This window comes from Gemmobacter serpentinus, assembly GCF_008973825.1.
Lineage (GTDB): Bacteria > Pseudomonadota > Alphaproteobacteria > Rhodobacterales > Rhodobacteraceae > Gemmobacter > Gemmobacter serpentinus.
The window spans coordinates 94,708-120,821 of the sequence record NZ_WCHR01000012.1; the positions used below are offsets into that span (position 1 = coordinate 94,708).

Genomic DNA, 26,114 nt, shown 5'->3' on the forward strand with positions numbered 1-26,114 from the left:
GCCGCTCCTCCGCGCGCAGTGTGGCGGTTTTCCACCGATCCGCAATGGTGGAAAACCACAGGTCTGTTTCAGTTTTTTGGCAAGGGCCGGGGCGCGCACGCTGGCACCGCTTGCCACCGCCGGGGCGGCAGCGCACAATCGTGACCAATTGGTCAAACCCCGGAGAGCCAGATGTCGCTGTTGCAGGCCGCCACTGATGTGCGCGAAAATGCCTATGTGCCCTATTCCCGCTTCAAGGTGGGGGCGGCGTTGCGCACGGCGGGTGGCGCGGTGCATGTCGGCTGCAATGTGGAAAACGTGGCTTACCCAGAAGGCACCTGCGCCGAGGCGGGCGCAATTGCCGCCATGTGCGCGGCAGGTGATCGCGAGATTGTCGAGATGCTGGTGATCGCCGACAGCCCCTCGCCGGTGCCGCCCTGTGGCGGCTGCCGCCAGAAGATTGCGGAATTTGCGGGGCAGGACGTTGTCGTCACGCTCTGCACCACCGATGGCCAGTCGCGCCAGATGACGGTGGCTGAATTGCTGCCCGGGCAGTTCACCCAGGCCCATATGGCGAAAACCGCCGAGGCAGAATGACCGAGGCGCGCCGCATCATCGCGCAGATCCGGGATGGGCTTGTGCCGTCTGTGGAGGATTTGAGATGGTTCTCGCAAGGCCTTGCTTCGGGCGCGGTGACCGATGCGCAGGCCGGGGCCTTTGCCATGGCGGTGCTGCTGAAGGGCTTGGGCGAGGCTGGATGCGTCGCGCTGACCCGCGCCATGCGCGACAGTGGCGATGTGCTGCATTGGGATCTGCCCGGCCCGGTGATCGACAAGCATTCGACCGGCGGCATTGGCGACAGTGTCTCGCTGCTGCTGGCACCGGCGCTTGCGGTTTGCGGGGCCTTCGTGCCAATGGTGTCTGGCCGGGGCCTTGGCCATACCGGCGGCACACTGGACAAGCTGGAGGCGATCCCCGGTTTTCGCACCGCGCTGCCTGAGGATGCGCTGCGCCGCCAGATCGCGGATCTGCGCTGCGCTATCGTGGCGGCCAGCGCGCAGATCGCCCCGGCGGATCGCCGTCTTTACGCCGTGCGCGATGTGACCGCGACCGTGGAAAGCGTTGATCTGATCACCGCCTCCATCCTGTCGAAGAAACTCGCCGCCGGGTTGGAGGCGCTGGTTCTGGATGTGAAGATGGGCTCTGGCGCCTTCATGCCTGACATGGACCGGGCCGAGGCCTTGGCGCAGGCGCTGGTGCGCACCGCCAATGGTGCGGGCTGCAAGACCGCGGCGCTGATCACCGATATGTCCCAGCCGCTGGCGTCCACCGCCGGGAACGCGTTGGAGGTGATCGAGGTGATGGAGACCTTGACCGGCGGCGCGGTGAATGCGCGGCTTTGGGATCTGACCTGCGCCCTTGGCGGCGAGGCGCTGGCGCTGGCGGGCATGGTGACCGATGCCGAAGAGGGCGAGGGGATGATTGCCGAGGCGCTGGACAGCGGTGCCGCTGCCGAACGGTTCGGTCAGATGGTGGCGGCGCAGGGCGGACCGCATGATTTCGTGGATTGCTATGCCGACCGCCTGCCGGGCGCGCCGGTGCTTCGCGAGGTGCCGTGCCCCGATGCGGGGGTGGTGGTGGCGATTGACGGCTTTGCTCTGGGCCAAGTGGTGGTCGGGCTGGGCGGCGGGCGGCTGCGCGAGGGCGACCGGATCAACCCGACCGTCGGTCTGTCGGATATGGTCGGGCTTGGCGCGGTGATGCATCGCGGCGTGCCGCTGGCCCGCATCCATGCCGCAACCGATGCGGATGCGGATCGCGCGGTGGCGCAGGTGCTTGCGGCCTATCAATTGGGTGAGGCGGCCCCTTTGCCGCCTTTGGTGTTCAAAAGGGTGGGGCCATGAGCCGGGCATTTCTGATCGTGCTGGATTCCGTGGGCATTGGCGGCGCGCCGGATGCTGCCGATTTTGCCTCGGGCGGGGTGCCCGATACCGGGGCGAACACCCTTGGCCATATTGCCCGCGAATGCGCGGCGGGCCGGGCCGAGGATGGGCGTTCCGGCCCGTTGCGCCTGCCGGTGCTGGATGGTCTGGGGCTTGGGGCCGCGCTGCGGCTGGCCTCCGGCGCGCCGTCACCGGGCCTTGAGGCCACGCCCATCGGGCTTTGGGGGGCGGCGACCGAGGTGTCGAAGGGCAAGGACACGCCTTCGGGGCATTGGGAACTGGCCGGGGTGCCGGTGCCGTGGGACTGGACCTATTTCCCTGACGCGCAGCCCGCCTTTCCGGCGGATGTGGTGGCAGAGGTCTGCCGTCTGGCGGGCGTCGAGGGCATCCTTGGCAATTGCCATGACAGCGGCACCGCCATCATCGACCGTCTTGGGGCAGAGCATCTGACGACCGGCTGGCCGATCTGCTATACTTCCGCCGATAGCGTGTTCCAGATCGCCGCGCATGAAGAGGTCTTCGGGCTGGAGCGTCTGGTGAACCTGTGTCGCGATCTGTCGCCCCTGTTGCATGGGCGTCGGGTGGGACGTGTGATCGCGCGGCCTTTCCTTGGTGCGCCGGGGGCGTTTGCCCGCACACCGAACCGGCGCGATTTCGCCATTGCGCCGCCCGCGCCGACGCTGCTGGATTGGGCCTCCGGGGCCGGACGGCAGACCCATGCCATCGGCAAGATCGGCGATATCTTCTCGCATCGCGGCATCGGCAAGCTGCATAAGGGCAAGGATGACGCTGCACTTTTCGATCATCTGGACCGCCTTGCAAGCGATGCTGAGCCAGGCAGTTTTACATTTGCGAACTTTGTGGAGTTTGACAGCAATTTCGGCCATCGCCGTGACGTGTCGGGCTATGCCCGCGCGCTGGAATGGTTCGATGCGCGTGTGGGGCACTTCCTGACGCTGCTGCAACCCGGTGACATGGCCGTCTTCACCGCCGATCACGGCAATGATCCGACATGGTTCGGCACCGAACACACCCGTGAAAGGGTGCCGGTTCTGGTGGCAGGTAAGGGTCCGGGCACGCTTGACCTTTGCGCCTTTGCCGATGTGGCGGCCAGCATCGCACATCACCTGCAGATCCCGGCGCAAGGGCCGGGGCGGAGCTTTCTATGAGTTTGACATCACAGCCGAAACTGGAACTGCACCTGCATCTGGAAGGGGCGGCACCGCCCGCCTTCATTCGCGGATTGGCGGCAGAAAAGCACGAGGATATCTCGGGCATCTTCAACGAGACGGGGGGCTATGCCTATCGCGATTTCTGGCATTTCCTGAAGGTTTATGAGGCCGCGACCTCGGTCCTGACCAGCCCGGAGGATTACCGCCGCCTGACCCTTGCGGTGCTTGAGGAAAGTGCCGCAAGTGGCGTGATCTACAGTGAAACCTTCATCTCGCCCGATTTCTGTGGCGGGCGCGATCTGGTCGCCTGGCGCGAATATCTGGCGGCCATCGAGGAGGCCGCCGCCGAGGCCGAGGCGAAGATGGGCGTAACGCTGCGCGCCATCATCACACCGATCCGCCATTTCGGCCCCGACAAGGCGCGCGAGGTCGCGATCTGCGCGGCCGAGACGGCCGGTCGTTTCGTAACCGGATTTGGCATTGGCGGCGACGAGAAATCGGGCGAGCCTGCCGATTTTCTCTGGGCGTTCGATTGCGCGCGCGAGGCCGGGCTCGGCATCACCGCCCATGCCGGGGAATGGCGCGGGCCCGACCATATCCGCGATACGTTGCGGGCGCTGAACCCGTCGCGCATCGGTCATGGCGTCCGCGCCATCGAGGATCTGGCGCTGGTCGATGAGCTGGCCGAACGTGGCACCGTGCTGGAGGTCTGCCCGGGGTCGAATATCGCGCTCGGGATCTATCCGGACTGGCGCAAGCATCCCATCGGCCAGCTCTATGACCGGGGTGTAAAGGTCACCGTCTCCACCGATGATCCGCCGTTTTTCCACACCACCATGGCCCGCGAATGGGATCGGCTGGCAGATGCCCTTGACTGGGATCAGGGCGTGTTCGACACGCTGAACCGGACAGCCCTTGACGCCGCCTTCTGCGACGCCGACACCAAAGCCAAGATCGCCAAGCAACTGGAGCCCCGCGCATGACCGAACATCTGACCGTCGTGAACCACCCGCTGGTTCAGCACAAGCTGACCATCATGCGCGACAAGGAGACCTCGACGGCCGGCTTTCGGCGTCTGCTGAAAGAGATCAGCCTGCTGCTGGCCTATGAGGTCACGCGCGAGCTGGACATGACCACGACGCGGATCGAAACCCCGATGCAGCCGATGGATGCGCCGACGTTGGACGGCAAGAAGCTGGCGCTGATTTCCATCCTGCGGGCGGGCAACGGATTGCTCGACGGCATTCTGGAACTGATCCCGGCGGCGCGTGTGGGTTTTGTCGGATTGTATCGCGACCCGGAAACGCTGAAACCCGTTCAATACTATTGCAAAGTTCCCGATCATCTGGATGAGCGCATCTGCATCGTCGTCGATCCGATGCTTGCCACCGGCAATTCTTCGGTGGCGGCGATCGATCTTCTGAAACAATCGGGCGCGAAAAATCTGCGCTTCCTGTGCCTTCTGGCGGCACCGGAAGGGGTGGCGCGCATGAAAGAGGCCCATCCTGACGTGCCGATTGTCACGGCATCGTTGGACAGCCACCTCAATGACCATGGATATATTGTTCCGGGGCTAGGGGATGCGGGCGACAGGATGTTTGGCACAAAATAAGGGATAACCCCTTTACTCGGCAACAATCCTGAGCCAGAATCACCCCCACGCTACATGGGGGTAGTCATGCTTCGCAAGTTTATGACGGCTGCGGTTCTCGCGGCCGTATCAGGGATTACTGTTTCTAACGCCCAGACGGTTGGCCAGATCGGCGGACCGAAAGAGCTGCCCCCTGCCGGGTTCAAAGGCCAGATGTATGTCGATAGCCGCGGCTGCGTGTTTCTGCGCGCCGGTCTGAACGGCAGCACCAACTGGGTGCCGCGTGTCAGCCGGAACCGCAAGGCGCTGTGTGGCTATCCGCCGACGCTGGCCGCCATGGCCGCGCCGGTCGAGATTGCGACACCTGCCGAGATGGCCGCCGCTGTGGCAAGCGCCGCACCGACACCGGCACCCGCGCCGCGCGCCACCGGCAAGCCGCTGAACACCGTGGCCACGCTGACCACGCCCCCTGCCATTCGCGCAACCGGCACGCAGCGCCCGGTCGATCCGGCGCTGGCACGCGCGCTGCCCGCCCCGATCATGCCGCCCGCTGCCGTGATGATGGCGCAGGCCCCCGTCGCCTCGCGGATTGCACCGCCGGTCGCACAGGTCGCGCCGCCCTCGCAGGGTGTGGAATATCGTCAGGCCGGCCCCGGGCCGGGCCAGATCGGCTGTTATGCCTCCGCGCCGGTGCCAAAGGTGGTGGCGCTGTCCAATGGTGGCTCGGCTGTGCTTTGCACCAAGGGGGATGGCACGCTGAACGGCTTGCGCGCGCCGATCTATGGCAAGGTCGCCATGGGCGAGGGGCAGCGTGTCGGGGCAGGGCTTTACCCGCCTGCCGGGCAGAAAGTGGCCCGCGGCAATGTCAGCGCCGATCAGGCTGGCGTGTCGGGCCGGGCGACAGTCGTGTCGCGTGGCACAAATGTCGTGACCTATGTCGAGCCCCGCGTGGTGGTGGCCCAGGATGTCGTCGTGGTGCCGCAGGGCTACAAGCGCGCCTGGACCGATGACCGGCTGAACCCCTATCGCGGGCTTGGCACGGCGCAGGGCCAATATGACCAGGATCAGGTCTGGACCCGCGATGTTCCGGCCCAGCTGGTGCCGCAGGGCCAGCCGCGTGTCGTGGTCTCGACCAAAGGCCAGCCCACTGGTCGTGTGCGCGTCTCCTCGGGGGGCAGCAACCTGCATGTCTCGTCGAAATCAGAGCCGCGCGTGCAGCTTGCCCCGGCACCGCAAGTGCAGGTCCAGGTCGCGCCGCGCGGTGGCTATTATGTTCAGGTCGGCACCTTTGGCGTTCCTGCCAATGCCGAGGGGGCCAAAGCCCGTCTGCGGGCCGCCGGGCTGCCCGTCGGCTCCGCCAAGGCGGTGAAGGGCGGCAAGGCGCTGCAAATGGTCATGGCCGGTCCCTTCGCGGATGCGGGTTCGGCGCAATCGGCACTGTCCATGGCGCGTTCTGCCGGGTTCGGCGACGCCTATATCCGCTGATTTCCGAGAATATCTTTCGTAAGGGCCCCTGCATCCGCTGCGGGGGCCTTTTGTGTTAGGGCGTTTGCGTTGGGGAAGGGGTCAGTCGGCGCAGATCGCTTGCAGGCCCAGCCATTCGGCATCGGGCATCAAGGGCAGCACCTCACGACGCGCCATCGGGTCGCCCTCGATCAGCGGCAGGGTGGTTTCTCCGCTGGCATCCAGCGCCCGTGCATAGGGCGTGGAGGGGAGTTGCGCCGCGCCAAAGCGCCGCAGAACCGCGTCATTGGCAACCGGGGCAGGGCTGGCCAGCAGCAGCACCTGCCCATAGCCATCCAGCGCCTCGGGTGCGAGCTTGCCACTGGTCAACAGTTTCAGGGTGGCAAAGAACCCGGCATGGCGCAGCAGCGGCAGCATCGGGTCATCGGCCTCGTTGCGCAGGCTTTCGACCAAGGCAAAACCCGCCGCCACATCGGGGCCTGCCGCCGTCTCGATCAGGCTGCGGTTCAAGGTGATGATATTGCCGGGCAGGTGCAGCGCCTTGGCCTGCCCGTCGCGCAGCACCAGAAGCTGCGGGGCTGTCGCCCCGAAAAGGCGCGCCGACAGCCGGTCCAGCACAGCCTGGCCCGTCGGATCGCTGCAAGGTGCCCCCGCAACGCGTGACAGATCGGCCAGCGCCATGCGCCCGATCTCCAGCCGCGTCGCGGGCGGCAGGACCGAGGCCGTATGCTTGACCAGTGCACCGGGCAGCAGCGCCCCCATGGTCAGTGCGATCGCGCTGCTGATCACCAGAACGATGGTGCCGCGCAGTCGACCGGGGCGGGGCCGGCTGTCATCCAGCGCATGGCGCACCTTTTCCAGCGCCTCGATCATCAGATTGTCGTCGATTTCCAAGGTTTCCAGCGCATCGACGCCAGGGGCATAAAGCGCCGGATGCTCGCCGGGGTTGAGGCGCTCCACCGCAGGCAGCGACCAATGCGACAGCGCGCTTTCATTGCGCGGGTCCGAGATCGTCAGGCTGCTTTCGCCAAAGGCCACGATGACTTCGCGCCGTTGCAATTCGGGCGCTTCCCGCCAAAGGCCGGTGGCTTCTAGTTTGGAGAATTGCTTTAGCGCCGTGCTGCGCATCGCTGGCCTTTTTTGCCCCTTTTGAACAGCTTACAGGGTGGACAGCACCGGCACAACTGTATCGGCGGGAAGCCGCCTGCGGTGCCCATCATGCCATGCCGAAGGCCGGGTGAAAGCCAACGTCGCCCGGCGGATCGGTGGTCAGCACATGCGACAGGACATAGTCCTGCGGCACGCCTGCGATACGTCGCCTGCCATCGGCGACAAAGCCGAAGCGGCGGTAGTAATCCGGGTCACCAAGGATGACGCCGCCGCCTGTGCCAAGGGCTTGCAGCCGGGCCATGGCAGCGGTCATCAACGCAGACCCCACGCCACGCCGCTGCGCCGCAGGCGCGACGGAGACCGGCGCGATGCAGGCCCAGCCCGGCTCTCCGCCCACCGTGACGGCAGAGGCCGCGATATGACCGAGCAATGCCCCCGTATCCTCGGCCAGCAGCGACAGCAGCAAGCCATTGCCGGCCCGCAGGTCTGCGACAATCGCCGCCTCATTGCCGTCGGAATGTTCCGCATCCGTGAAAGCCGCCGTCACCAGCGCCGCAATGGCATCGACATCGGCGGCAGTTTCATCGCGCAGGATCATTGTGGCTCTGCCATCAGCTTGGCCACCGCGCGCAGCTCGAATTTCTGGATCTTGCCGGTCGACGTCTTGGGCAATTCGCAGAACACCACCGCCTTGGGCGTGGCAAAGCCTGCCAGCCGGGCGCGGCAATGCGCGATCAGCTCGGCCTCTGTCACCTCATGTCCGGGTTTCAGCTCCACAAAGGCGCAGGGCACCTCGCCCCATTTCTCATCGGGTTTGGCGACCACGGCGCAGAGGCTGACGGCAGGGTGGTGCATCAAGGCCCCCTCGACCTCGACGGATGAGACATTCTCGCCGCCCGAGATGATGATATCCTTGGCGCGGTCGGTGATCTTAAGATAGCCGTCCGGCGTCTGGTAGGCGATATCGCCGGATCGGAACCAGCCGCCCTTGAAGGCCTCGGCCGTGGCCTGCGGGTTCTTGTAATAGCCCTTCATCACCATATTGCCGCGCAGGGCGATCTCGCCCAGATGGGCGGCATCGCGCGCCACGGGCTGGCCCTTGGTGTCATGCACCTCGGCCGCCTCCATCATCGCCATGGCGACGCCGGTGCGGGCCTTGATGGCGGCGCGGTCCTCGCCGGTCTTGTCCGCCCATTCCGGTTTCCACAGGCATTCGGTGGCAGGGCCATAGGTCTCGGTCAACCCGTAGACCTGCGTCACGTTGAAGCCCAGCGGCTCGATCGCGGCCAGGGTCGCGGCGGGCGGTGGGGCACCTGCGGTGAACACCTCGACCACATGATCGAATGGGCGGCGGTCCTCGGGTTTCGCATTGATCAGGGTGTTCAAGACGATGGGGGCCCCGCCGAAATGGGTGACGCCTTCATCGGCGATGGCATCAAAGATCGCCTTTGCGGTGACATCGCGGCAGCAGACCAGCGTGCCGCCCATCATTGGCAAAAGCCAGGGCTGCACCCAGGCGTTGCAATGGAACAGTGGCACGATGGTCAGCACTTTCGGGAACAGCTGCATCCGCCAGGCAATCACATTGGCCATGGTCGCAAGATAGGCGCCGCGATGGTGATAGACCACACCCTTGGGCCGCCCGGTGGTGCCGGACGTATAGTTGATGGCAAGGCTTTCCCATTCATCTTCGGGAAGCGCCCATGCGAAATCCGGATCGCCCTCGGCCAGCAGATCCTCATATTCCAGATAATGCCCGCCGGGGGTAAAGCCCGCCGCGCGGTCGCAGACCTCGATGATCTGCGGGGCGGGGCCTTGCATTTTTTTGATGGCGCTTTCTGCCAGTGGCAGCAGAGCGGTGTCGACAAGTGCAATCTTCGCCCCGGCATGGCCGAAGATATAGCCGATGGTATCGGCATCAAGCCTTGTGTTGATCGTGTTGATCACCGCGCCACAGGCGGGGATGCCGAAATGCGCCTCGGCCTGTTGCGGAATATTGGGCAGCAGGGTTGCAACCACATCGCCGGGCTGCACACCGCGCCCGCGCAGGGCTGATCCCATCTGGCTGACCCGCCGCGCGTAATCGGCATAGCTGGTGCGGGTGGTCTTCCAGACCAGCGCGATTCGGTCGGCATGGATATCTGCGGCACGCTTGAGATGTGAAAGCGGTGTCAGTGGCACATAGTTGGCTGCGGTTTTTTCAAGCCCACGTTCATCGGCAAGCCATCCCATGGCAGTCCCCTCCCTCATATGGCAGAAAGTGTCGCTTTTCGACGCGCAGAATGAGCAGGTCTTGCGGCAATGAAAAGGGCAGACGAAAGGAAATTGCGCTATGTCATCCGCTAACATGCCAATCGCTGCGCCGGACCGCCCGATGGCTGCGGCAGGTCTGGTGCTGATCTATGCCATGGTGATCGGCTTCACCGACAATTATGTCCAGGTGATCGCGGCAGAGGCGGGGCTGTGGCAGTTCCATGCGACGCGCGGCGCCTTTGCCTGGGCGATCTTGCTGGCGCTTGCGGTGCCGCTGGGCCTGAAGCTGCGACCGCGCAACATGAAGGCGGTGGTGGCGCGGTCGATGATCCATGCCGGGGCGATGCTGATCTATTTCGGCGCGCTGGCCTTTCTGCCGGTCGCATTGGTGGCGGCAGGGCTTTTCACTGCACCGATCTTCGTGTTGCTGATTTCGCGGCTGGCCTATGGCCATCATATCGGCCCGGTGCGGATCGTGGCGGTGGCGGTGGGCTTTGCCGGGGTGCTGCTGGTGCTTGGCCCCGAGGCGCGGGGCGAGGCGAGCCTTGCCGCGCTGTTGCCGGTCTTGGCGGGGGCGCTTTACGCGCTCGGCAATATCGCGACACGGGAATGGTGTGGCGGCGAAACCGCCGAGACGCTGCTGGGCGGGTTCTTTGCGGCCCTGGGCGTCGCGGGTTGCCTTGGCATGATCGTGCTGGGCATCTGGCCACTGAACCCGGCCCCCGGGGCGGAGGGTTTTGTCGCGCGCGGCGCGGTCTGGCCCAGCAATACCTTCCTGTTCTGGACCAGCATTCAGGCGGCGGGGTCTTTGCTGGGGGTCGGCATGATGATCAAGGCCTATCAGCTGGCCGATGCCAGCCGGGTTTCGGTCATCGAATATCTCATCCTGCCCGCCGCCGCCCTGTGGGGCTGGCTGCTTTGGGGACAGACCCTGGGCATGACCGCGATCCTTGGCATGGGCCTGATCGTGGCGGCGGGCATGATGATTGCACTGCGCCGGCCGCAGGTCTGACGGGGGGGATCTGCCCTGCCGCTTGACAACCGGGGCGATTGCGCCCATCTGCTGTCGATCCGTCGCCCGGCCGCGTGAGCCTTCTTCGGCCCGGATATTTCAGGTTCCCACCTTCACGCAGGGGTGCCGCGGATCGACGGCCTTCGGGGATGCGCCCTGATGGCGAGGCGACGCCGCCCCTTATTGTGGTGCCGATCCGGCACCCGAACGGCCATTGTGCCGTGAAGGATGAACATATGACGACCTTTGCCGAACTCGGCCTCTCCCCCAAATTGCTGGCAGCCCTTCCGGCTGCGGGCTTTACTGAACCGACCCCCATTCAGGCCCAAGCCATTCCGCATGTGGTGCGCGGGCGCGACCTGATGGGGCTGGCGCAGACCGGCACCGGCAAGACCGCGGCCTTTGGCCTGCCGCTGCTGACCCGCCTGCTGGACGTGACCCATCCCGCCGGGCCGCGCAATGTGCGCTCGCTGATCCTTGCCCCCACGCGCGAGCTGGTGCAGCAGATCTATGAACACCTTTATGCCTTCACCCGGGGCACCCCGGTGAAGCTGACCATGGTGGTTGGCGGTGCCTCGATCAACCGGCAGTCGGATCGGCTGGCCAAGGGCACCGATTGTCTGATCGCCACGCCGGGCCGTCTGATCGATCTGTTGGAACGCGGTGATGTCAGCCTTGAGCGCTGCTCTTACCTCGTGCTGGACGAGGCCGATCACATGCTGGATATGGGCTTCATCCATGCGCTGCGCACCATCGCGCGCCACCTGCCGCACAAGCGCCAGACCCTGCTGTTCAGCGCGACCATGCCCAAGGATATCGAGGAAATCGCCGCGACCTATCTGCGCGAGCCGGTCCGCGTGCAGGTGAACCCGCCGGGCAAACCTGCTGAAAAGATCATTCAGGGCGTCCATTTCACCCCACAGGGGGATAAGGGGCGGCTGCTGGAAAGCTATCTGCAAAAGCATCCGGGCGAGGCGGCGATTGTCTTTTCGCGCACCAAACACGGGGCTGACAAGATTGCGAAATTCCTTGTTGGCTGGGGCTTCAACGCGATCGCCATCCACGGAAATCGCAGCCAGAACCAACGCGAGCGCGCCCTGGCCGATTTCCGGGCAGGGCAGGTCGATGTGCTGGTCGCCACTGATGTGGCGGCGCGCGGCATCGACATTCCGCTGGTGCGCCATGTTTATAATTACGACATGCCGAATGTGCCGGAAAACTACGTCCACCGCATTGGCCGCACGGCGCGGGCCGGGGCCGATGGCGCGGCGGTCAGCTTCTGCGCCCCCGCCGAGATGGAAGAGCTGCGCGCCGTTGAAAAGGTGCTGAACAAGCCGGTGCCGGTGATCGGTGGCGCGCCTTGGGCGATGGAGGCGGTGGCTGCCGCCCCGAAACCCGGCCAGAACCGTGGCCAGCGTCCGCCGCGTGGCGGCCGCCCGCAAGGCGGCAAGCCGCAGGGGGCCAAACCGCAAGGCGCGAAACCGGCCGGTGCCAAGCCCGCAGGCGCGGCACGTCCCAAAGCCGCGCGGCCCGAAGGGGGCGCACAGGCCCCGCGCCGTGCGGTTGGGGCCAAGCCTGCACCCACCTCGCAGGGGCGCAGCGGCCCGCGCCGCTGATCTGCGCAGCATCAAGACGACAAACGCCGCCGGATGTCCGGCGGCGTTTGTCGTTCATGGGGCCGGACCAGCAACGCAGGCCATAAGCCCGGTCGGGCAGGGGGATCAGTTCCCCGCCTCTTCCTCAAGGCTCAGCTTCATTTCCAGCAGCACCTGCTGGATCGCCAGCGTCTCGCGCAGCAGGCGCTTGGCCTCATTGATCGAGATCTTGCCATCGCTGATCGCCTGATTGTATTCGCCCATCAGCATTCCGAAACGCTGCGCCAGCGCCACCACATCGGAATTGATCCCGCCGGACTGCGCATTGCGGCGCTCGGCGTCATAGCTCAGCGTGATGCCGCGCAGATCGGCCAAGGCCGAGGTCACATGCGGAAAGCGCGCGGCCCCCTCAAGCTGGGCCACCACATCAATCGGCATGAAGCGGTCGCCATGTTCATCCTGATCCGAATAGTAGCGCCCGATGGTCGCCTTGGACTTGCCGGTCAGCTCACAGGCGGCCTCGATCCCCACATCCTTCACCAAGGCTTCGGTGTGTTTCTTGAGATAGGAGGCAATCGACATACTTTTCATCCCGCAATCGAAACTCTCCCCGCCAGATGCATCCGGGGGAAAAGCCATTTTGTTTTCCCATTAAGCGGATGGCAGGGATTTGTCATGCAGATTCAGGCTTCGGACCGTCCGGAGCGGTAGCGAGTGACCGACGTCCCCAGCGTCGGTATGCGTGGGGAGGCAGTCGCACGCACCTTGATGGGCATCGCCCGAAAAGGGATGGCCGGACGTGCCGGGCATCGTGCGGCCACTCTTCGGGCTGCGGCCCATAGGCAAACCTGCGCCGGCCATATGCAAGCCAGTGCCGGGGGGACACGGGCTTGGCCCCGAACAGGATTTGCGCTAGGCGGGCGCGCATGGCCAAGCTCTATTTCCATTACTCCACGATGAATGCGGGCAAATCGACCGCGTTGCTGCAAGCCTCGCACAATTACCGCGAGGGGGGGATGCAGACCTATCTGCTGACCGCGCGGCTGGATGATCGCGCCGGCAAGGGCCGCATCGCCAGCCGCATCGGCATCGGCGAGGAGGCGGACACCTTCGCGCCCGGCACCGATATGTTCGCGCGGCTTGCGACGCGCTTTGCGGAGGGGCCGGTGGCCTGCGTGTTCATCGACGAGGCGCAGTTCCTGACACAAGATCAGGTCTGGCAACTGGCGCGGGCGGTCGATGATCTGGGTGTGCCGGTGATGTGCTATGGCTTGCGGGTCGATTTCCAGGGCCATCTGTTCCCCGGCTCGGCCGCACTGCTGGCCTGGGCCGACGAAATGCGCGAGGTGCGCACCATCTGCCATTGCGGCAAGAAGGCCACGATGGTGATCCGGCGCGGCCCGGATGGCAAAGCCTTGAAAGAGGGCGAGCAAGTCCAGATCGGCGGCAACGAGACCTATGTCAGCCTCTGCCGCCGCCACTGGCGCGAGGCGGTCGGCGACTGAAAGAGCGGCGCGCGCTGCTTCCGCTCCACTCAGGGTGTCGCGCCCGAAGATCCCTGGAAAGACGATGCAGGGACCTGCTTCTGCGACCAAATGTCTTCGGGGAAAGGGCGCGCTTTGTGCGTCCTGTGCGGGCGGGCTGCCCCCGAAGCCCGGCCTGCCACGGGCGTTCCGTTTTCGGCGCGACTGCGCTAGAAGGCGCGGCATGAGCCGCTTCATCTCGCCCTATCATGCCCCTGATTTCATCCCTGACGCGCTGACGCGCGGCCAGCACCGCGCCATCATCGGGGGCCGGTGGGAGGAAACTGGCTGGCAGCAGATGCGCCTTCTGATGGCCGAGGGGCTGCGCCCGAAACACAGCCTCCTCGATATCGGGGCAGGGCCCCTGCGCACCGGCTGTCGCGCGGTGCCCTATCTCAATCCGGGCAATTACTGGGCTACCGATATTTCCGGCGATCTGATGCGGCAGGGCTATGCACGCGAACTGACCGAGGGCGACCGTTTCCGCCTGCCGCGCGACCAGTTGATCGAGGATGGCGCTTTTGATCTGCCGGGTATCCCGCGCGAGATCGATTTTATCCTGTGCTTTGCCGTGTTCACCCATCTGCCGATGAACCATCTGCGGCGGGGGCTGCTGCGGGTGGCAAGCCATGTGACACGGTTCGAGAAATTCCTGTTCACGGTGTTTCTGGCCCCCGATGCGGCTGCAAGCCTGGTCCCGGTGCGCCAGCCCGACGGGGTGGTGACGCATGATATCCGCCCGCCCTATCACCTGTTGGCGACGGACGTGCAGGCCTTTGCCGCGCAGGCCGGGCTGCGGCTGGAGATCCGGCCAGACCGGCTGCCGCGGGGTCAGGTGCTTTGCGTCGCGACTCAGGCCTGAGACGGGTGGCAAGACCTGCCCATTCCATGCGGCAATGCAGCGTTTGCGGAAACAGCAGAGGCTTTGTGATCACACGATTTCAAGGTGTGATCACAAAGCCGATTTTTATGCGCCAAAAGCCGCCTGTCGCCGAAATGTCGTTTTGAAACCGCCTGTTTCTGTGGCATCACCCGCCCAAATCAGCAGAGATGGGACATGATCCATGAACATCCATGAATATCAGGCCAAGGCGCTTCTGCGCAGCTATGGCGCCCCGGTTTCGGACGGTCGCGTCGTTCTGAAGGCGGATGAAGCCAAAACGGCCGCGAGCGAAATGGAAGGCCCGCTCTGGGTCGTGAAGGCGCAGATCCATGCCGGCGGTCGCGGCAAGGGCAAGTTCGTTGAAGCCGAAGCTGGCGAAAAGGGCGGTGTCCGTCTGGCCAAATCGGTAGAAGAAGCCGAGGCGATGGCCAAGCAGATGCTGGGCCGCACCCTTGTGACCCACCAGACCGGCCCGGCCGGCAAGCAGGTGAACCGCATCTATATCGAAGCGGGTTCGGACATCGCGCGCGAGCTGTATCTTGCGCTGCTGGTCGATCGTCAGACCTCGCGCATCTCCTTCGTCGTCTCGACCGAAGGCGGCATGGATATCGAGGAAGTTGCAGCCTCGACCCCCGAAAAGATCCTGTCCTTCTCGGTGGATCCGGCCTCCGGCCTGTCCGATTTCCATGGCCGTCGTCTGGCTTTCAGCCTCGGGCTGGAAGGCGCGCAGGTCAAGCAGATGGTCGCGCTCGCCAAGGTGCTCTATAAGGCCTTCGTCGAGAAGGACATGGAGATGCTGGAGATCAACCCGCTGATCGTGACCCCCGAGGGCCAGATCAAGGTGCTGGATGCCAAAGTGTCCTTCGACGGCAATGCGATCTATCGCCACGCCGATATCGCCGCCCTGCGCGACGAGACCGAAGAAGACCCGAAAGAACTGGCGGCGTCGAAGTTCGACTTGAACTACATCGCGCTGGATGGCGAGATCGGCTGCATGGTGAACGGCGCGGGCCTTGCCATGGCCACGATGGACATCATCAAGCTGTATGGTGCCGAACCCGCCAACTTCCTTGACGTGGGCGGTGGCGCCACCAAGGAAAAGGTGACCGAGGCCTTCAAGATCATCACCTCTGACCCGAACGTCAAAGGCATTCTGGTCAATATCTTCGGCGGCATCATGCGCTGCGATGTGATCGCGGAAGGCGTGCTGGCTGCGGTGAAAGAGGTCGGTCTGCAGGTTCCGCTGGTCGTCCGTCTGGAAGGCACCAATGTGGAACTCGGCAAAGAGATCATCCGCAATTCCGGTCTGAACGTCATCGCAGGCGACAATCTGTCGGATGCAGCACAGAAAATCGTGAAAGCGGTGAAAGGCTAAGAAAATGGCAGTCCTCGTCAACGAAAATACCAAAGTCATCTGCCAGGGCTTCACCGGCTCGCAGGGCACGTTCCACTCGGAACAGGCGATTGCCTATGGCACCAAGATGGTTGGCGGCGTGACCCCCGGCAAGGGCGGCACCACGCATCTCGACCTGCCGGTGTTCAACTCGGTGCATGAGGCGCGCGAGCGCACTGGCGCCAATGCGACCGCGATCTATGTGCCGCCGCCCTTCGCGGCCGACTCGATCCTCGAGGCGATCGACGCCGAGATGGAGCTGATCGTCTGCATCACCGAAGGCATCCCGGTGCTGGACATGATGAAGGTCAAGCGCGCGCTGGAAGGCTCCAAATCGCGCCTCATCGGGCCGAACTGCCCGGGCGTCATCACCCCCGGCGCCTGCAAGATCGGCATCATGCCGGGCCATATCCACCAGCGCGGTTCTGTCGGTGTGGTGTCGCGTTCGGGCACGCTGACCTATGAAGCGGTGAAGCAGACCTCCGATCTGGGCCTTGGCCAATCCTCGGCCGTGGGCATCGGCGGCGACCCGATCAAGGGCACCGAGCATATCGACGTGCTGGAAATGTTCCTGGCAGACCCGGAAACCACCTCGATCATCATGATCGGTGAAATCGGTGGGTCGGCCGAGGAAGAAGCCGCACAATTCCTGGCCGACGAGAAGAAGCGTGGCCGCTGGAAGCCGACCGCCGGTTTCATCGCGGGCCGCACCGCGCCGAAAGGCCGTCGCATGGGCCATGCAGGTGCCATCGTGGCCGGTGGCAAGGGTGATGCGGAATCGAAGATCGAGGCGATGAAAGCCGCCGGGATCGTTGTGGCTGACAGCCCGGCCCAACTGGGCGAAGCCGTGATGAAGGCGATCAGGGGCTGATGTGACAGTTTGCTTCCCCGGGGCGCGCGCATGTTGTGCCTCGGGGAGGGTTTTCCAGTGCAACAGATTTTCAGGGTGAACAGGATGAAACGACCGACACTCGCAATTCTGGCTGTTCTCGCGGTTGCTGGCTGTGTCCAGTCCGCGCATTCCATCCCATTTAGTGCCCTGAAACCTGACCCATCCACTGGTCTGAAGATTGCGCGGGATACGAAAGGTCCGGAACCACTTGTGCCGAGCTTTGGTGTGACATCCGACAATCCGAAGATGGTCTTGGAAACGATCGCCGGATTGCAGCCGTCTGACGTCGCGCCTATCTTTGCTCGGGTTGCCGCACACCGAAAAGCTTCGCCTCCTGGCTCCGTGACTGAACTACCCCTTCTCGCTGGAGTGGCCGAAGATATGCAGACGGTGCGAAAGGCATCGCGTATCATTTGCCAATCTTTCGGTGCCGATCTGTTGGAGGTGGTGGAGGTCTCATCAAAGCCCGGTAGCTTTCATAGACTCCTTCTTCGCTGCAACTGATCTCCGTTCGCCCCTACGTCTCCATGAGGCAATGACATGACTGACCAATCCCCCAACGCCGCATTCCATGCCCAATCCTATCTGGACGGGGCGAATGCCGATTACATCGACCAGCTTCAGGCGCGCTATGCCGCCGACCCCGCCTCGGTGGATGCGGGTTGGGCCGCGTTTTTCGCAGCCCTTGGCGAAAGCGAGCTTGAGGCCAAGCGCGCTGCGGCTGGCCCGTCCTGGGCCCGGGCCGACTGGCCGCCGACCGCGGCCGACGATCTGACCGCCGCCCTGACGGGCGAATGGCCGATCGCGCCGAAAGAGGCCAAGGGGGCGGGTGCCAAGATCGCCGCCAAAGCCGCCGAGACCGGCGTGGCGCTGAGCCAGGACCAGATCCAGCGCGCCGTGCTCGACAGCATCCGCGCCATCATGATCATCCGCGCCTACCGGATCCGGGGGCATCTGGCCGCCGATATCGATCCGCTCGGGATGCGCGACAAGAACTCGCATCCCGAGCTGGATCCGAAATCCTATGGCTTCACCGAAGCCGACATGGATCGCCCGATCTTCATCGATAATGTGCTGGGCCTGACCCATGCCTCGATGCGCCAGATCCTGGACATCGTGAAGCGCACCTATTGCGGCACCTTCGCGCTGCAATACATGCATATCTCCGATCCCGAACAGTCGAGCTGGCTGAAAGAGCGGATCGAGGGCTATGGCAAGGAAATCCAGTTCACCCGTGAAGGCCGCAAGGCCATCCTGAACAAGCTGGTCGAGGCAGAAGGCTTCGAGAAGTTCCTGCATGTCAAATACATGGGCACCAAACGCTTCGGTCTGGACGGGGGCGAGGCCCTGATCCCGGCGATGGAGCAGATCATCAAGCGTGGCGGCAATCTTGGCGTGAAAGAGATCGTCATCGGGATGCCGCACCGTGGCCGCCTGTCGGTGCTGGCCAATGTGATGGGCAAGCCCTATCGCGCCATCTTCAACGAATTCCAGGGCGGCAGCTTCAAACCGGAAGACGTCGACGGCTCGGGCGATGTGAAATATCACCTTGGTGCCTCCAGCGACCGCACCTTTGACGGCAATACCGTTCACCTGTCTCTGACCGCCAACCCCTCGCACCTTGAGGCGGTGAACCCGGTCGTGCTGGGCAAGGTCCGCGCCAAGCAGGACCAATTGAACGATATCGAGACCCGCAACGCGGTGCTGCCGATCCTGTTGCACGGTGACGCGGCCTTTGCCGGTCAGGGTGTCGTGGCCGAATGCCTGCAATTGTCGGGCATCAAGGGCCATCGCACTGGGGGCTGCATCCATATCGTGGTGAACAACCAGATCGGTTTCACCACCGCGCCGCATTTCTCGCGCACCTCGCCCTATCCGACCGATATCGCCCTGATGGTGGAAGCGCCGATCTTCCACGTCAATGGCGACGACCCGGAGGCCGTGGTGCACGCCGCACGCGTCGCCACCGAATATCGTCAGAAGTTCGGCAAGGACGTCGTGCTGGATATCTTCTGCTATCGCCGCTTTGGTCACAACGAAGGCGATGAGCCGATGTTCACCAACCCGGCGATGTATAACCAGATCAAGAAGCACAAGACGACGCTGCAGCTTTACACCGAGCGTCTGGTGCAGGACGGCCTGATCCCGGAAGGCGAGATCGAGGATATGAAGGCGGCCTTCCAGGCCCGTCTGAATGAGGAATTCGAAGCCGGCCGCGAGTTCAAGCCGAACCGCGCCGACTGGCTCGATGGCCGCTGGAAGAACCTCTCGAAAGAGGGGCTGGAATATACTGCCGGCAATACCGCGATCAAACCCGAGACCTTGGCAGAGGTCGGTGCCGCGCTGACCCGCGCGCCGGAAGGGTTCGACCTGCACAAGACCGTGGCGCGCCAGCTGGAAGCCAAGAAGAAGATGTTCGAGACCGGCACCGGCTTCGACTGGGCCACGGCCGAGGCGCTGGCCTTTGGCTCGCTCCAGACCGAGGGGTTCCCGGTGCGTCTGTCGGGGCAGGATTGCACGCGCGGCACCTTCTCGCAGCGCCATTCGGCCTTTGTCGACCAGTCGACCGAAGAACGCTACTACCCGCTGAACCACATCCGTGCCGGTCAGGCGCGTTATGAGGTGATCGACAGTATGCTGTCGGAATATGCGGTTCTGGGTTTTGAATACGGCTATTCGCTGTCGGAGCCCAATGCCCTGACGCTGTGGGAAGCGCAGTTCGGCGATTTCGCCAATGGCGCGCAGATCATGTTCGACCAGTTCATCAACTCGGGCGAAAGCAAGTGGCTGCGCATGTCGGGCCTGGTGATGCTGCTGCCGCATGGCTTTGAAGGGCAGGGGCCGGAACACTCTTCCGCCCGGCCGGAGCGGTTCTTGCAGAACTCGGCCCAGGATAACTGGATCGTTGCCAACTGCTCGACGCCGGCGAACTACTTCCACATCCTGCGCCGCCAGATCCACCGCGACTTCCGCAAGCCGCTGGTGCTGATGACGCCGAAATCCCTGCTGCGTCACCCGCTTTGCGTGTCCAAGGCTGAGGAGTTTACTACCGGCTCGCAATTCCACCGCGTGCTGTGGGATGATGCGCAACTGGGCGTGTCGAAGACCACGCTGAAGGGCGATGACAAGATCAAGCGCGTCGTGATGTGCACGGGCAAGGTCTATTATGACCTGCTGGCCGAACGCGATGCCCGCGGGATCGACGACATCTATCTGCTGCGGGTCGAACAGCTCTATCCGTTCCCGGCGCAATCGCTGCGCGCCGAACTGGGCCGCTTCCCCAATGCGGAGGTGATCTGGTGCCAGGAAGAGCCGAAGAACCAGGGCTATTGGACCCATATGGAACCCAGTATCGAATGGGTGTTGGATCAGGTCGGCGGGGCCTCCAAGCGCGCCCGCTATGTGGGCCGCACAGCCTCGGCCTCGCCTGCCACGGGTCTCGCCTCCAAACACAAAGCTGAACAAGAAGCGCTCGTGAACGATGCGCTGACCGTTGAAGGGAAGTAAGCCAATGACCGTTGAAGTCCGCGTCCCCGCCCTGGGCGAAAGCGTCACCGAGGCGACCATCGCCACCTGGTTCAAGAAGCCCGGCGACACCGTCGCTGTGGACGAGATCCTGTGCGAGCTTGAAACCGACAAGGTAAGCCTCGACGTGCCGTCGCCTGCCGCTGGCGTTCTGGGCGAGATCATCGCGCAGGAAGGTGAGACGGTCGGCGCTGCTGCCCTGCTTGCCACCATCACCGCAGGGGCGGGCGGCGCGGTTGCGCCTTCCGCCAAAGCGGCAGAGGTGCCTGCTGCGGCCCCGGCTGCAGCTTCGGTGGCTGCCACCCCGGCCCGTGATGTCGAAGATGCGCCCGCCGCCAAGAAGGCCATGGCCGAAGCCGGTCTGACCGCCGCACAGGTGCAAGGGTCCGGCCGCGATGGCCGCGTGATGAAGGAAGATGTGGCCCGTGCGGTCGCCGCCGGTGCTGCGGCCACGGCTGCCCCGGCACCCGCCGCGATCCCGCGCGCCCCGGTTCCCGCCGATGACGCCGCCCGCGAGGAACGCGTCAAGATGACCAAGCTGCGCCAGACCATCGCGCGCCGCCTGAAGGACAGCCAGAACACTGCCGCGATGCTGACCACCTATAACGAGGTGGACATGTCCGGCATCATGGCGCTGCGCAACGAATACAAGGACCAGTTCGAGAAGAAGCATGGCGTGAAGCTGGGCTTCATGTCCTTCTTCGTGAAGGCTTGCTGCCATGCGCTGAAAGAAGTCCCCGAGGTCAATGCCGAGATCGACGGCACTGACATCGTCTACAAGAACTATGTCCATATGGGCGTGGCCGTCGGCACGCCGTCGGGCCTTGTGGTGCCGGTGGTGCGCGATGCCGATCAGATGGGCTTTGCCGCGATCGAGAAGAAGATTGCCGAACTGGGCCTGCGTGCCCGTGACGGCAAACTGTCGATGGCCGAAATGGCGGGGGGCAGCTTCACCATCTCGAATGGTGGGGTCTATGGCTCGCTGATGTCCTCGCCGATCCTGAACCCGCCGCAATCGGGGATCCTCGGGATGCACAAGATCCAGGATCGCCCGGTGGTGGTGAATGGCCAGATCGTCATCCGTCCGATGATGTATCTTGCGCTCAGCTACGATCACCGCATCGTGGATGGCAAGGGTGCCGTGACCTTCCTCGTCCGCGTCAAGGAGGCGCTGGAGGATCCGCGCCGCCTGCTGATGGATCTGTGATCCGCAACTGAACAGGGGCGGGCCGCCAAAGGCCCGTCCGACCTCGCGCGACCGGGTAAAACAGTGAAAATGTCACGCTCTGTTCTGACCACCACCCTTGCCTTTGCGGCAGTGCCTGCCGTGGCCGATACGCCGGCTCGGCTACAGCCCGGCGATCTGGTGATGAAGGTGCAAAGCTACGATCCCGACAGCGACAGCTTCATCGCGCCGCGCAAGGGCGAAGCGGATGCCTGTTTCCGCGTCACCGAACGTGCAGCCGACAGCGTGACGCTGGAGCTGGTCTCCGGCCCCTATCACCCGTGGTGGAGCGATGAGGCCTTCGCGCCGGGCTTTACCGATATCTGGTCCAACAGCGAATTCTATACCGCGAACCGGCCGCAGGATCCGCCACTGGCGATGACGGCGCAGATGTTCCGTCAGGTTGAGGCTTGCCCGCAATGATGACCGCCACGTTCTCTGCCGAACTCATCGCCCTGCTTTTTGCCGTGCTGGTCCAGATGCTGTCCATCGCCGCCGCAGGCGCACAGATGAACCGCGAGTTGGGGCCGCGCTACAATGCCGGCCCGCGCGATGCGCAGCCCGAGATGTCGCCGCGCCTTGGCCGGTTGCGCCGTGCGGTGAATAACGGCTTCGAGGGGCTTGCGATGTTCACGCCCGTCGTGCTGGTCACCGTGCTGTCTGGCCAATCCAGCGCGGTCACCGCCTTTGCGGCTTGGATCTATGTCGCGGCCCGCCTGCTTTACATTCCTGCCTATGCCCTTGGTCTTGCGCCCTGGCGCTCGCTCATCTGGGGCATCGGCTTTCTTGCAATCCTGACGATGATCGGTGCCTGCCTGTTCTGAGCCCTTCATCTGTTCCTCAAATATCCTCGGGGGTCCGGGGGCAGACAGCCCCCGGCCTTCGGACGCCAAAGGAGACCACCATGGCAGAATTCGATGTGATCGTGATCGGCGGCGGCCCGGGCGGCTATGTCTGCGCCATCCGCTGCGCGCAGCTGGGCCTGAAAACCGCCTGTGTCGAAGGGCGCGAGACGCTGGGTGGCACCTGCCTGAATGTGGGTTGCATCCCCTCGAAGGCGCTGCTGAACGCCACGCATCACCTGCATGAAGTTCATGAGAACTTTGAAAAGATGGGCCTGATGGGGGCCGCGCCCACCGTCGATTGGGCCAAAATGCAGGATTACAAACAGGATGTGGTGAACGGCAACACCAAGGGCATCGAATTCCTGTTCAAGAAGAACAAGATCACCTGGCTGAAGGGCTGGGGCTCGATCCCGGCCGCCGGTCAGGTCAAGGTCGGTGAAGAACTGCATTCCGCCAAGGCCATCGTGATCGCGACCGGGTCGGAACCGGCCGCGCTGCCCGGCGTCACCGTCGATGAGGAGGTCGTGGTGACCTCGACCGGCGCGCTGTCCCTGGGCAAGATCCCGAAATCCATGGTCGTGATCGGCGCGGGCGTGATCGGGCTGGAAATGGGCTCGGTCTATGCCCGTCTCGGCGCGCAGGTGACCGTGGTCGAATATCTCGACGCGATCACCCCCGGCATGGATGGTGAAGTCGCGAAATCCTTCCAGAAGCTGCTGGCCAAGCAGGGTCTGAAGTTTGTCCTGGGGGCCGCGGTGCAAGGCACCGAGCGCACCAAGACCGGCGCGAAGGTCAGCTACAAGCTGCGCAAGGATGACTCTGCCCACGAGATCGAGGCCGAGGCCGTGCTGCTGGCCACCGGGCGGCGCCCCTATACGGCGGGTCTGGGCCTCGAGGCTGCAGGCGTCGAGATGGAACCGCGCGGTCAGGTCAAGATCGACGGTCATTTCCAGACCAATGTGAAGGGCATCTACGCCATCGGCGACGCCGTGGTCGGGCCGATGCTGGCCCACAAGGCCGAGGATGAGGGCATGGCGGTGGCCGAGGTCATCGCGGGCAAGCATGGTCATGTGAACTATGACGTGATCCCCGGCGTGATCTACACCACGCCCGAGGTGGCCTCGGTCGGCAAGACCGAAGAGCAACTGAAGGCCGAGGGCCGCGCCTACAAGGTCGGCAAATTCCCCTTCATGGGCAATGCGCGCGCCAAGGCGGTCTTCCAGGCCGATGGCTTTGTGAAGCTGATCGCCGACAAGGAAACCGACCGTATCCTTGGCTGCCATATCATCGGGCCGGGCGCGGGCGATCTGATCCATGAGGTCTGCGTTGCGATGGAATTTGGCGCATCTGCGCAGGATCTGGCGCTGACCTGCCACGCCCACCCGACCTATTCGGAAGCGGTGCGCGAGGCGGCGCTGGCCTGCGGCGACGGCGCGATCCACGCCTGATCCGGTCAGGTTTGATCTGGCCCACCAAGGCCTCTGAGACGGAAACACCCCGATCCTTGTGGATCGGGGTGTTGTCATTTTTCGCCCCGTCCTGCCCTTGCGGGCAAGACAGGGCAGTGAGATGTTCAGCCCACAGGCCCACAGGCCCACAGGCCCACAGGCCCACAGGCCCACAGGCCCACAGGCCCACAGGCCCACAGGCCTGCGATCATTCAGGGTCTGCTGGTCAGAGGGGGCATTCGGGTCCGAAGGCGGGAAAGCCGTCAATGCCCGCGATCACTCCGCCGCAACTGGCTCCGGGTCCACCAGCGCCACGATGTCGAGCATGATGCGGTTCAGCTCGAAATCCTTGGGCGTATAGACGGCGGCGACCCCCATGCCGCGCAGCCGGGCCGCGTCTTCCTCGGGGATAATGCCGCCGACCACGACCGGGATATGGTCCAGGCCTGCCGCGCGCATCCGCGCCATCGTGTCCTCCAACAGCGGCAGATGGCTGCCCGACAGGATCGACAGGCCCACCACATGCACATCCTGATCGGCGGCGGCGCTGACGATCTCGGCCGGGGTCAGGCGGATGCCTTCGTAATGGATCTCCATCCCGCAATCGCGGGCGCGGGCGGCGATCTGCTCGGCGCCGTTGGAATGACCATCCAGCCCCGGCTTGCCGACAAGGAAGCTAAGCTGCCGCCCAAGTTTCGAAGACACGGTCGAGACCGCCTCGCGGATCGGCTCCAGCCCCTCGGTGCGGTTGGAGGGGTTCTTGGAGACGCCCGTGGGACCGCGATACTGGCCAAACGCCGCGCGCACCGTGGCCCCCCATTCACCTGTCGTGGCCCCGGCCTTGGCGGCGGCGATGGAGGCAGGCATGACATTGGCGCCGCTGGCACAGGCCTGCCGCAATGCCTCCAGCGCGCGGGCGACCGCGCCGGCATCGCGACTGCTGCGCCAGGCGGTCAGGCGCGCGATCTGGTCAGCCTCGGCCTCGGGGTCGGACAGCATGATCGCGCCATCGCCCGCGGTCAGCGGCGAAGGTGCGGCCTCGGTCCAGCGGTTGACGCCGACCACGATGGTTTCCTTGCCCTCGATCCGCGCGATGCGGTCGGCATTGGCCTCTACCAACCGGCCTTTCATGTAATCGATCGAGGCGACCGCGCCGCCCATGGCGTCGATCTGCGCCAGCTCATCGCGCGCGCCCTGTTTCAGCGCCTCGACCTTGCGATCAATCGCGGGGTTGCCGTCAAACAGGTCGTCATATTCCAGAAGATCGGTCTCATAGGCCAGGATCTGCTGCATCCGCAGCGACCATTGCTGATCCCAGGGGCGCGGCAGACCAAGCGCCTCGTTCCAGGCGGGCAGTTGCACCGCGCGGGCGCGGGCGCGTTTCGACAGCGTCACCGCCAGCATCTCGATCAGGATGCGGTAGACGTTGTTTTCCGGTTGCTGCTCGGTCAGGCCAAGGCTGTTGACCTGCACCCCATAGCGGAAGCGGCGGTATTTCGCATCCGTGATGCCATAACGATCCTGCAGGATCTCGTCCCACAGGTCGACAAAGGCGCGCATCTTGCACATCTCGGTGATGAAGCGGATGCCCGCATTCACGAAAAAGCTGATCCGCCCGACCATATTGGGGAAGTCGGCCTCGGTGACCTTGCCGCGCAGGTCATCAAGCACCGCACATGCGGTGGCAAGGGCAAAGGCCAGCTCCTGCTCGGGCGTGGCCCCCGCCTCTTGCAGATGGTAGGAACACACGTTCATCGGGTTCCATTTCGGCAGGTGCTTCTGCGTATAGGCCGCCACATCGGTGATCATCCGCAGGCTGGGTTTGGGCGGGCAGATATAGGTCCCGCGCGAGAGATATTCCTTGATGATGTCGTTCTGCACCGTGCCTTGCAGCTTGGAGATATCGGCCCCCTGTTCTTCGGCCGCCGCGATATACAGCGACAGCAGCCAGGGCGCGGTCGCGTTGATCGTCATCGAGGTATTCATCTGTTCCAGCGGGATCTGGTCGAACAGCGCCCGCATGTCGCCCAGATGGCTGACCGGCACGCCCACCTTGCCGACCTCGCCCCGCGCCAGCTCATGATCGCTGTCATAGCCGGTCTGGGTCGGCAGATCGAAGGCCACCGAAAGCCCGGTCTGCCCTTTGGCCAGATTGGTGCGATACAGCGCATTGGAGGCGCTGGCCGTGGAATGGCCCGCATAGGTGCGGAACAGCCAGGGGGCATCTTTCATCTGGGTCATGGCAGCCTCGTGAATCGTGT

At 64.3% G+C, this 26,114-nt stretch carries 23 protein-coding genes; 18 read left to right on the forward strand and 5 right to left on the reverse strand.

The features are described 5' to 3' along the window. Positions 1-171 precede the first annotated feature (171 nt). The 6 genes from GBJ34_RS07260 to GBJ34_RS07285 all read left to right on the forward strand — a co-directional run bounded on the left by GBJ34_RS07260 (position 172) and on the right by GBJ34_RS07285 (position 6,170). A complete protein-coding gene (locus GBJ34_RS07260) occupies positions 172-576 on the forward strand; it encodes a cytidine deaminase (RefSeq protein ID WP_151718599.1) in 405 nt (134 codons plus the stop codon). After that, entirely contained in the window at positions 573-1,883 is a 1,311-nt protein-coding gene (locus GBJ34_RS07265; RefSeq protein ID WP_151718600.1) for a thymidine phosphorylase, read from the forward strand. Before GBJ34_RS07260 ends, GBJ34_RS07265 begins: the two co-directional genes overlap by 4 nt. Then, the gene (locus tag GBJ34_RS07270; RefSeq protein ID WP_151718601.1) at positions 1,880-3,091 is read left to right on the forward strand and encodes a phosphopentomutase; all 1,212 of its coding nucleotides are present in this window, start codon (positions 1,880-1,882) and stop codon (positions 3,089-3,091) included. Before GBJ34_RS07265 ends, GBJ34_RS07270 begins: the two co-directional genes overlap by 4 nt. Beyond that, positions 3,088-4,077 (forward strand): adenosine deaminase, encoded by a 990-nt coding sequence (locus GBJ34_RS07275; protein WP_151718602.1) that lies wholly within the window; start codon positions 3,088-3,090, stop codon positions 4,075-4,077. Before GBJ34_RS07270 ends, GBJ34_RS07275 begins: the two co-directional genes overlap by 4 nt. Then, positions 4,074-4,706 carry a uracil phosphoribosyltransferase gene (gene upp, locus GBJ34_RS07280; protein WP_151718603.1) on the forward strand — a complete coding sequence of 211 codons (633 nt, stop codon included), beginning with the start codon at positions 4,074-4,076 and terminating at the stop codon, positions 4,704-4,706. Before GBJ34_RS07275 ends, upp begins: the two co-directional genes overlap by 4 nt. Before the next feature lie 66 nt (positions 4,707-4,772). Next, entirely contained in the window at positions 4,773-6,170 is a 1,398-nt protein-coding gene (locus tag GBJ34_RS07285) for an SPOR domain-containing protein (protein ID WP_192931132.1), read from the forward strand. An 81-nt stretch (positions 6,171-6,251) separates the two neighbouring features. Here the strand turns inward: GBJ34_RS07285 and GBJ34_RS07290 are convergent, their stop codons facing one another. The 3 genes from GBJ34_RS07290 to GBJ34_RS07300 all read right to left on the reverse strand — a co-directional run bounded on the left by GBJ34_RS07290 (position 6,252) and on the right by GBJ34_RS07300 (position 9,491). Beyond that, a complete protein-coding gene (locus tag GBJ34_RS07290; protein WP_151718605.1) occupies positions 6,252-7,277 on the reverse strand; it encodes a hypothetical protein in 1,026 nt (341 codons plus the stop codon). 88 nt (positions 7,278-7,365) lie between these two features. Further along, positions 7,366-7,857, reverse strand: a complete 492-nt coding sequence (locus GBJ34_RS07295; RefSeq protein ID WP_151718606.1) for a GNAT family N-acetyltransferase — start codon at positions 7,855-7,857, stop codon at positions 7,366-7,368. Further along, on the reverse strand, positions 7,854-9,491 hold the full coding sequence (locus GBJ34_RS07300) for an AMP-binding protein (RefSeq protein WP_151718607.1): 1,638 nt from the start codon (positions 9,489-9,491) through the stop codon (positions 7,854-7,856). Before GBJ34_RS07300 ends, GBJ34_RS07295 begins: the two co-directional genes overlap by 4 nt. A gap of 100 nt (positions 9,492-9,591) precedes the next feature. On the opposite strand from GBJ34_RS07300, the gene GBJ34_RS07305 reads away from it, so the two are divergent. Continuing rightward, positions 9,592-10,524 (forward strand): DMT family transporter, encoded by a 933-nt coding sequence (locus GBJ34_RS07305; RefSeq protein ID WP_226341081.1) that lies wholly within the window; start codon positions 9,592-9,594, stop codon positions 10,522-10,524. Between the two features lie 236 nt (positions 10,525-10,760). Beyond that, a complete protein-coding gene (locus GBJ34_RS07310) occupies positions 10,761-12,140 on the forward strand; it encodes a DEAD/DEAH box helicase (protein ID WP_151718608.1) in 1,380 nt (459 codons plus the stop codon). Positions 12,141-12,245: 105 nt separating this feature from the next. Here GBJ34_RS07310 and GBJ34_RS07315 read toward each other — a convergent pair whose 3' ends face one another. Next, positions 12,246-12,701 (reverse strand): hypothetical protein, encoded by a 456-nt coding sequence (locus GBJ34_RS07315; RefSeq protein WP_151718609.1) that lies wholly within the window; start codon positions 12,699-12,701, stop codon positions 12,246-12,248. 344 nt (positions 12,702-13,045) lie between these two features. On the opposite strand from GBJ34_RS07315, the gene GBJ34_RS07320 reads away from it, so the two are divergent. From GBJ34_RS07320 to lpdA, 10 genes are all read left to right on the forward strand, one after another. Further along, the gene (locus tag GBJ34_RS07320; RefSeq protein ID WP_151718610.1) at positions 13,046-13,624 is read left to right on the forward strand and encodes a thymidine kinase; all 579 of its coding nucleotides are present in this window, start codon (positions 13,046-13,048) and stop codon (positions 13,622-13,624) included. 202 nt (positions 13,625-13,826) lie between these two features. Further along, entirely contained in the window at positions 13,827-14,504 is a 678-nt protein-coding gene (locus tag GBJ34_RS07325) for a class I SAM-dependent methyltransferase (protein WP_151718611.1), read from the forward strand. Between the two features lie 202 nt (positions 14,505-14,706). Then, positions 14,707-15,900: an ADP-forming succinate--CoA ligase subunit beta gene (gene sucC, locus GBJ34_RS07330; protein WP_151718612.1), complete on the forward strand. Its 1,194-nt coding sequence runs from the start codon at positions 14,707-14,709 to the stop codon at positions 15,898-15,900. A gap of 4 nt (positions 15,901-15,904) precedes the next feature. Further along, positions 15,905-16,789 (forward strand): succinate--CoA ligase subunit alpha, encoded by an 885-nt coding sequence (gene sucD / locus GBJ34_RS07335; RefSeq protein WP_151718613.1) that lies wholly within the window; start codon positions 15,905-15,907, stop codon positions 16,787-16,789. 84 nt (positions 16,790-16,873) lie between these two features. Beyond that, a complete protein-coding gene (locus GBJ34_RS21195; RefSeq protein WP_192931133.1) occupies positions 16,874-17,314 on the forward strand; it encodes a lipoprotein in 441 nt (146 codons plus the stop codon). Positions 17,315-17,350: 36 nt separating this feature from the next. Then, a complete protein-coding gene (locus tag GBJ34_RS07340) occupies positions 17,351-20,317 on the forward strand; it encodes a 2-oxoglutarate dehydrogenase E1 component (RefSeq protein ID WP_151718614.1) in 2,967 nt (988 codons plus the stop codon). Between the two features lie 4 nt (positions 20,318-20,321). After that, on the forward strand, positions 20,322-21,542 hold the full coding sequence (odhB, locus tag GBJ34_RS07345; protein ID WP_226341082.1) for a 2-oxoglutarate dehydrogenase complex dihydrolipoyllysine-residue succinyltransferase: 1,221 nt from the start codon (positions 20,322-20,324) through the stop codon (positions 21,540-21,542). A 69-nt stretch (positions 21,543-21,611) separates the two neighbouring features. Beyond that, positions 21,612-21,983 (forward strand): hypothetical protein, encoded by a 372-nt coding sequence (locus GBJ34_RS07350; protein ID WP_151718615.1) that lies wholly within the window; start codon positions 21,612-21,614, stop codon positions 21,981-21,983. Next, on the forward strand, positions 21,980-22,384 hold the full coding sequence (locus GBJ34_RS07355; protein ID WP_226341083.1) for an MAPEG family protein: 405 nt from the start codon (positions 21,980-21,982) through the stop codon (positions 22,382-22,384). Before GBJ34_RS07350 ends, GBJ34_RS07355 begins: the two co-directional genes overlap by 4 nt. Before the next feature lie 80 nt (positions 22,385-22,464). Next, positions 22,465-23,853 carry a dihydrolipoyl dehydrogenase gene (lpdA, locus tag GBJ34_RS07360; RefSeq protein ID WP_151718616.1) on the forward strand — a complete coding sequence of 463 codons (1,389 nt, stop codon included), beginning with the start codon at positions 22,465-22,467 and terminating at the stop codon, positions 23,851-23,853. A 276-nt stretch (positions 23,854-24,129) separates the two neighbouring features. Here the strand turns inward: lpdA and GBJ34_RS07365 are convergent, their stop codons facing one another. Beyond that, positions 24,130-26,094, reverse strand: coding sequence for a protein meaA (locus GBJ34_RS07365; protein ID WP_151718617.1), 1,965 nt, complete (start codon positions 26,092-26,094; stop codon positions 24,130-24,132). Positions 26,095-26,114: the final 20 nt, after the last annotated feature.

Bases quoted from the DNA above. Each gene is read 5' to 3' on its own strand.
- GBJ34_RS07260 (WP_151718599.1), top strand. From the start codon at position 172: ATGTCGCTGTTGCAGGCCGCCACTGATGTGCGCGAAAATGCCTATGTG.
- GBJ34_RS07265 (WP_151718600.1), top strand. From the start codon at position 573: ATGACCGAGGCGCGCCGCATCATCGCGCAGATCCGGGATGGGCTTGTG.
- GBJ34_RS07270 (WP_151718601.1), top strand. From the start codon at position 1,880: ATGAGCCGGGCATTTCTGATCGTGCTGGATTCCGTGGGCATTGGCGGC.
- GBJ34_RS07275 (WP_151718602.1), top strand. From the start codon at position 3,088: ATGAGTTTGACATCACAGCCGAAACTGGAACTGCACCTGCATCTGGAA.
- upp (WP_151718603.1), top strand. From the start codon at position 4,074: ATGACCGAACATCTGACCGTCGTGAACCACCCGCTGGTTCAGCACAAG.
- GBJ34_RS07285 (WP_192931132.1), top strand. From the start codon at position 4,773: ATGCTTCGCAAGTTTATGACGGCTGCGGTTCTCGCGGCCGTATCAGGG.
- GBJ34_RS07290 (WP_151718605.1), bottom strand. From the start codon at position 7,277: ATGCGCAGCACGGCGCTAAAGCAATTCTCCAAACTAGAAGCCACCGGC.
- GBJ34_RS07295 (WP_151718606.1), bottom strand. From the start codon at position 7,857: ATGATCCTGCGCGATGAAACTGCCGCCGATGTCGATGCCATTGCGGCG.
- GBJ34_RS07300 (WP_151718607.1), bottom strand. From the start codon at position 9,491: ATGGGATGGCTTGCCGATGAACGTGGGCTTGAAAAAACCGCAGCCAAC.
- GBJ34_RS07305 (WP_226341081.1), top strand. From the start codon at position 9,592: ATGTCATCCGCTAACATGCCAATCGCTGCGCCGGACCGCCCGATGGCT.
- GBJ34_RS07310 (WP_151718608.1), top strand. From the start codon at position 10,761: ATGACGACCTTTGCCGAACTCGGCCTCTCCCCCAAATTGCTGGCAGCC.
- GBJ34_RS07315 (WP_151718609.1), bottom strand. From the start codon at position 12,701: ATGTCGATTGCCTCCTATCTCAAGAAACACACCGAAGCCTTGGTGAAG.
- GBJ34_RS07320 (WP_151718610.1), top strand. From the start codon at position 13,046: ATGGCCAAGCTCTATTTCCATTACTCCACGATGAATGCGGGCAAATCG.
- GBJ34_RS07325 (WP_151718611.1), top strand. From the start codon at position 13,827: ATGAGCCGCTTCATCTCGCCCTATCATGCCCCTGATTTCATCCCTGAC.
- sucC (WP_151718612.1), top strand. From the start codon at position 14,707: ATGAACATCCATGAATATCAGGCCAAGGCGCTTCTGCGCAGCTATGGC.
- sucD (WP_151718613.1), top strand. From the start codon at position 15,905: ATGGCAGTCCTCGTCAACGAAAATACCAAAGTCATCTGCCAGGGCTTC.
- GBJ34_RS21195 (WP_192931133.1), top strand. From the start codon at position 16,874: ATGAAACGACCGACACTCGCAATTCTGGCTGTTCTCGCGGTTGCTGGC.
- GBJ34_RS07340 (WP_151718614.1), top strand. From the start codon at position 17,351: ATGACTGACCAATCCCCCAACGCCGCATTCCATGCCCAATCCTATCTG.
- odhB (WP_226341082.1), top strand. From the start codon at position 20,322: ATGACCGTTGAAGTCCGCGTCCCCGCCCTGGGCGAAAGCGTCACCGAG.
- GBJ34_RS07350 (WP_151718615.1), top strand. From the start codon at position 21,612: ATGTCACGCTCTGTTCTGACCACCACCCTTGCCTTTGCGGCAGTGCCT.
- GBJ34_RS07355 (WP_226341083.1), top strand. From the start codon at position 21,980: ATGATGACCGCCACGTTCTCTGCCGAACTCATCGCCCTGCTTTTTGCC.
- lpdA (WP_151718616.1), top strand. From the start codon at position 22,465: ATGGCAGAATTCGATGTGATCGTGATCGGCGGCGGCCCGGGCGGCTAT.
- GBJ34_RS07365 (WP_151718617.1), bottom strand. From the start codon at position 26,094: ATGACCCAGATGAAAGATGCCCCCTGGCTGTTCCGCACCTATGCGGGC.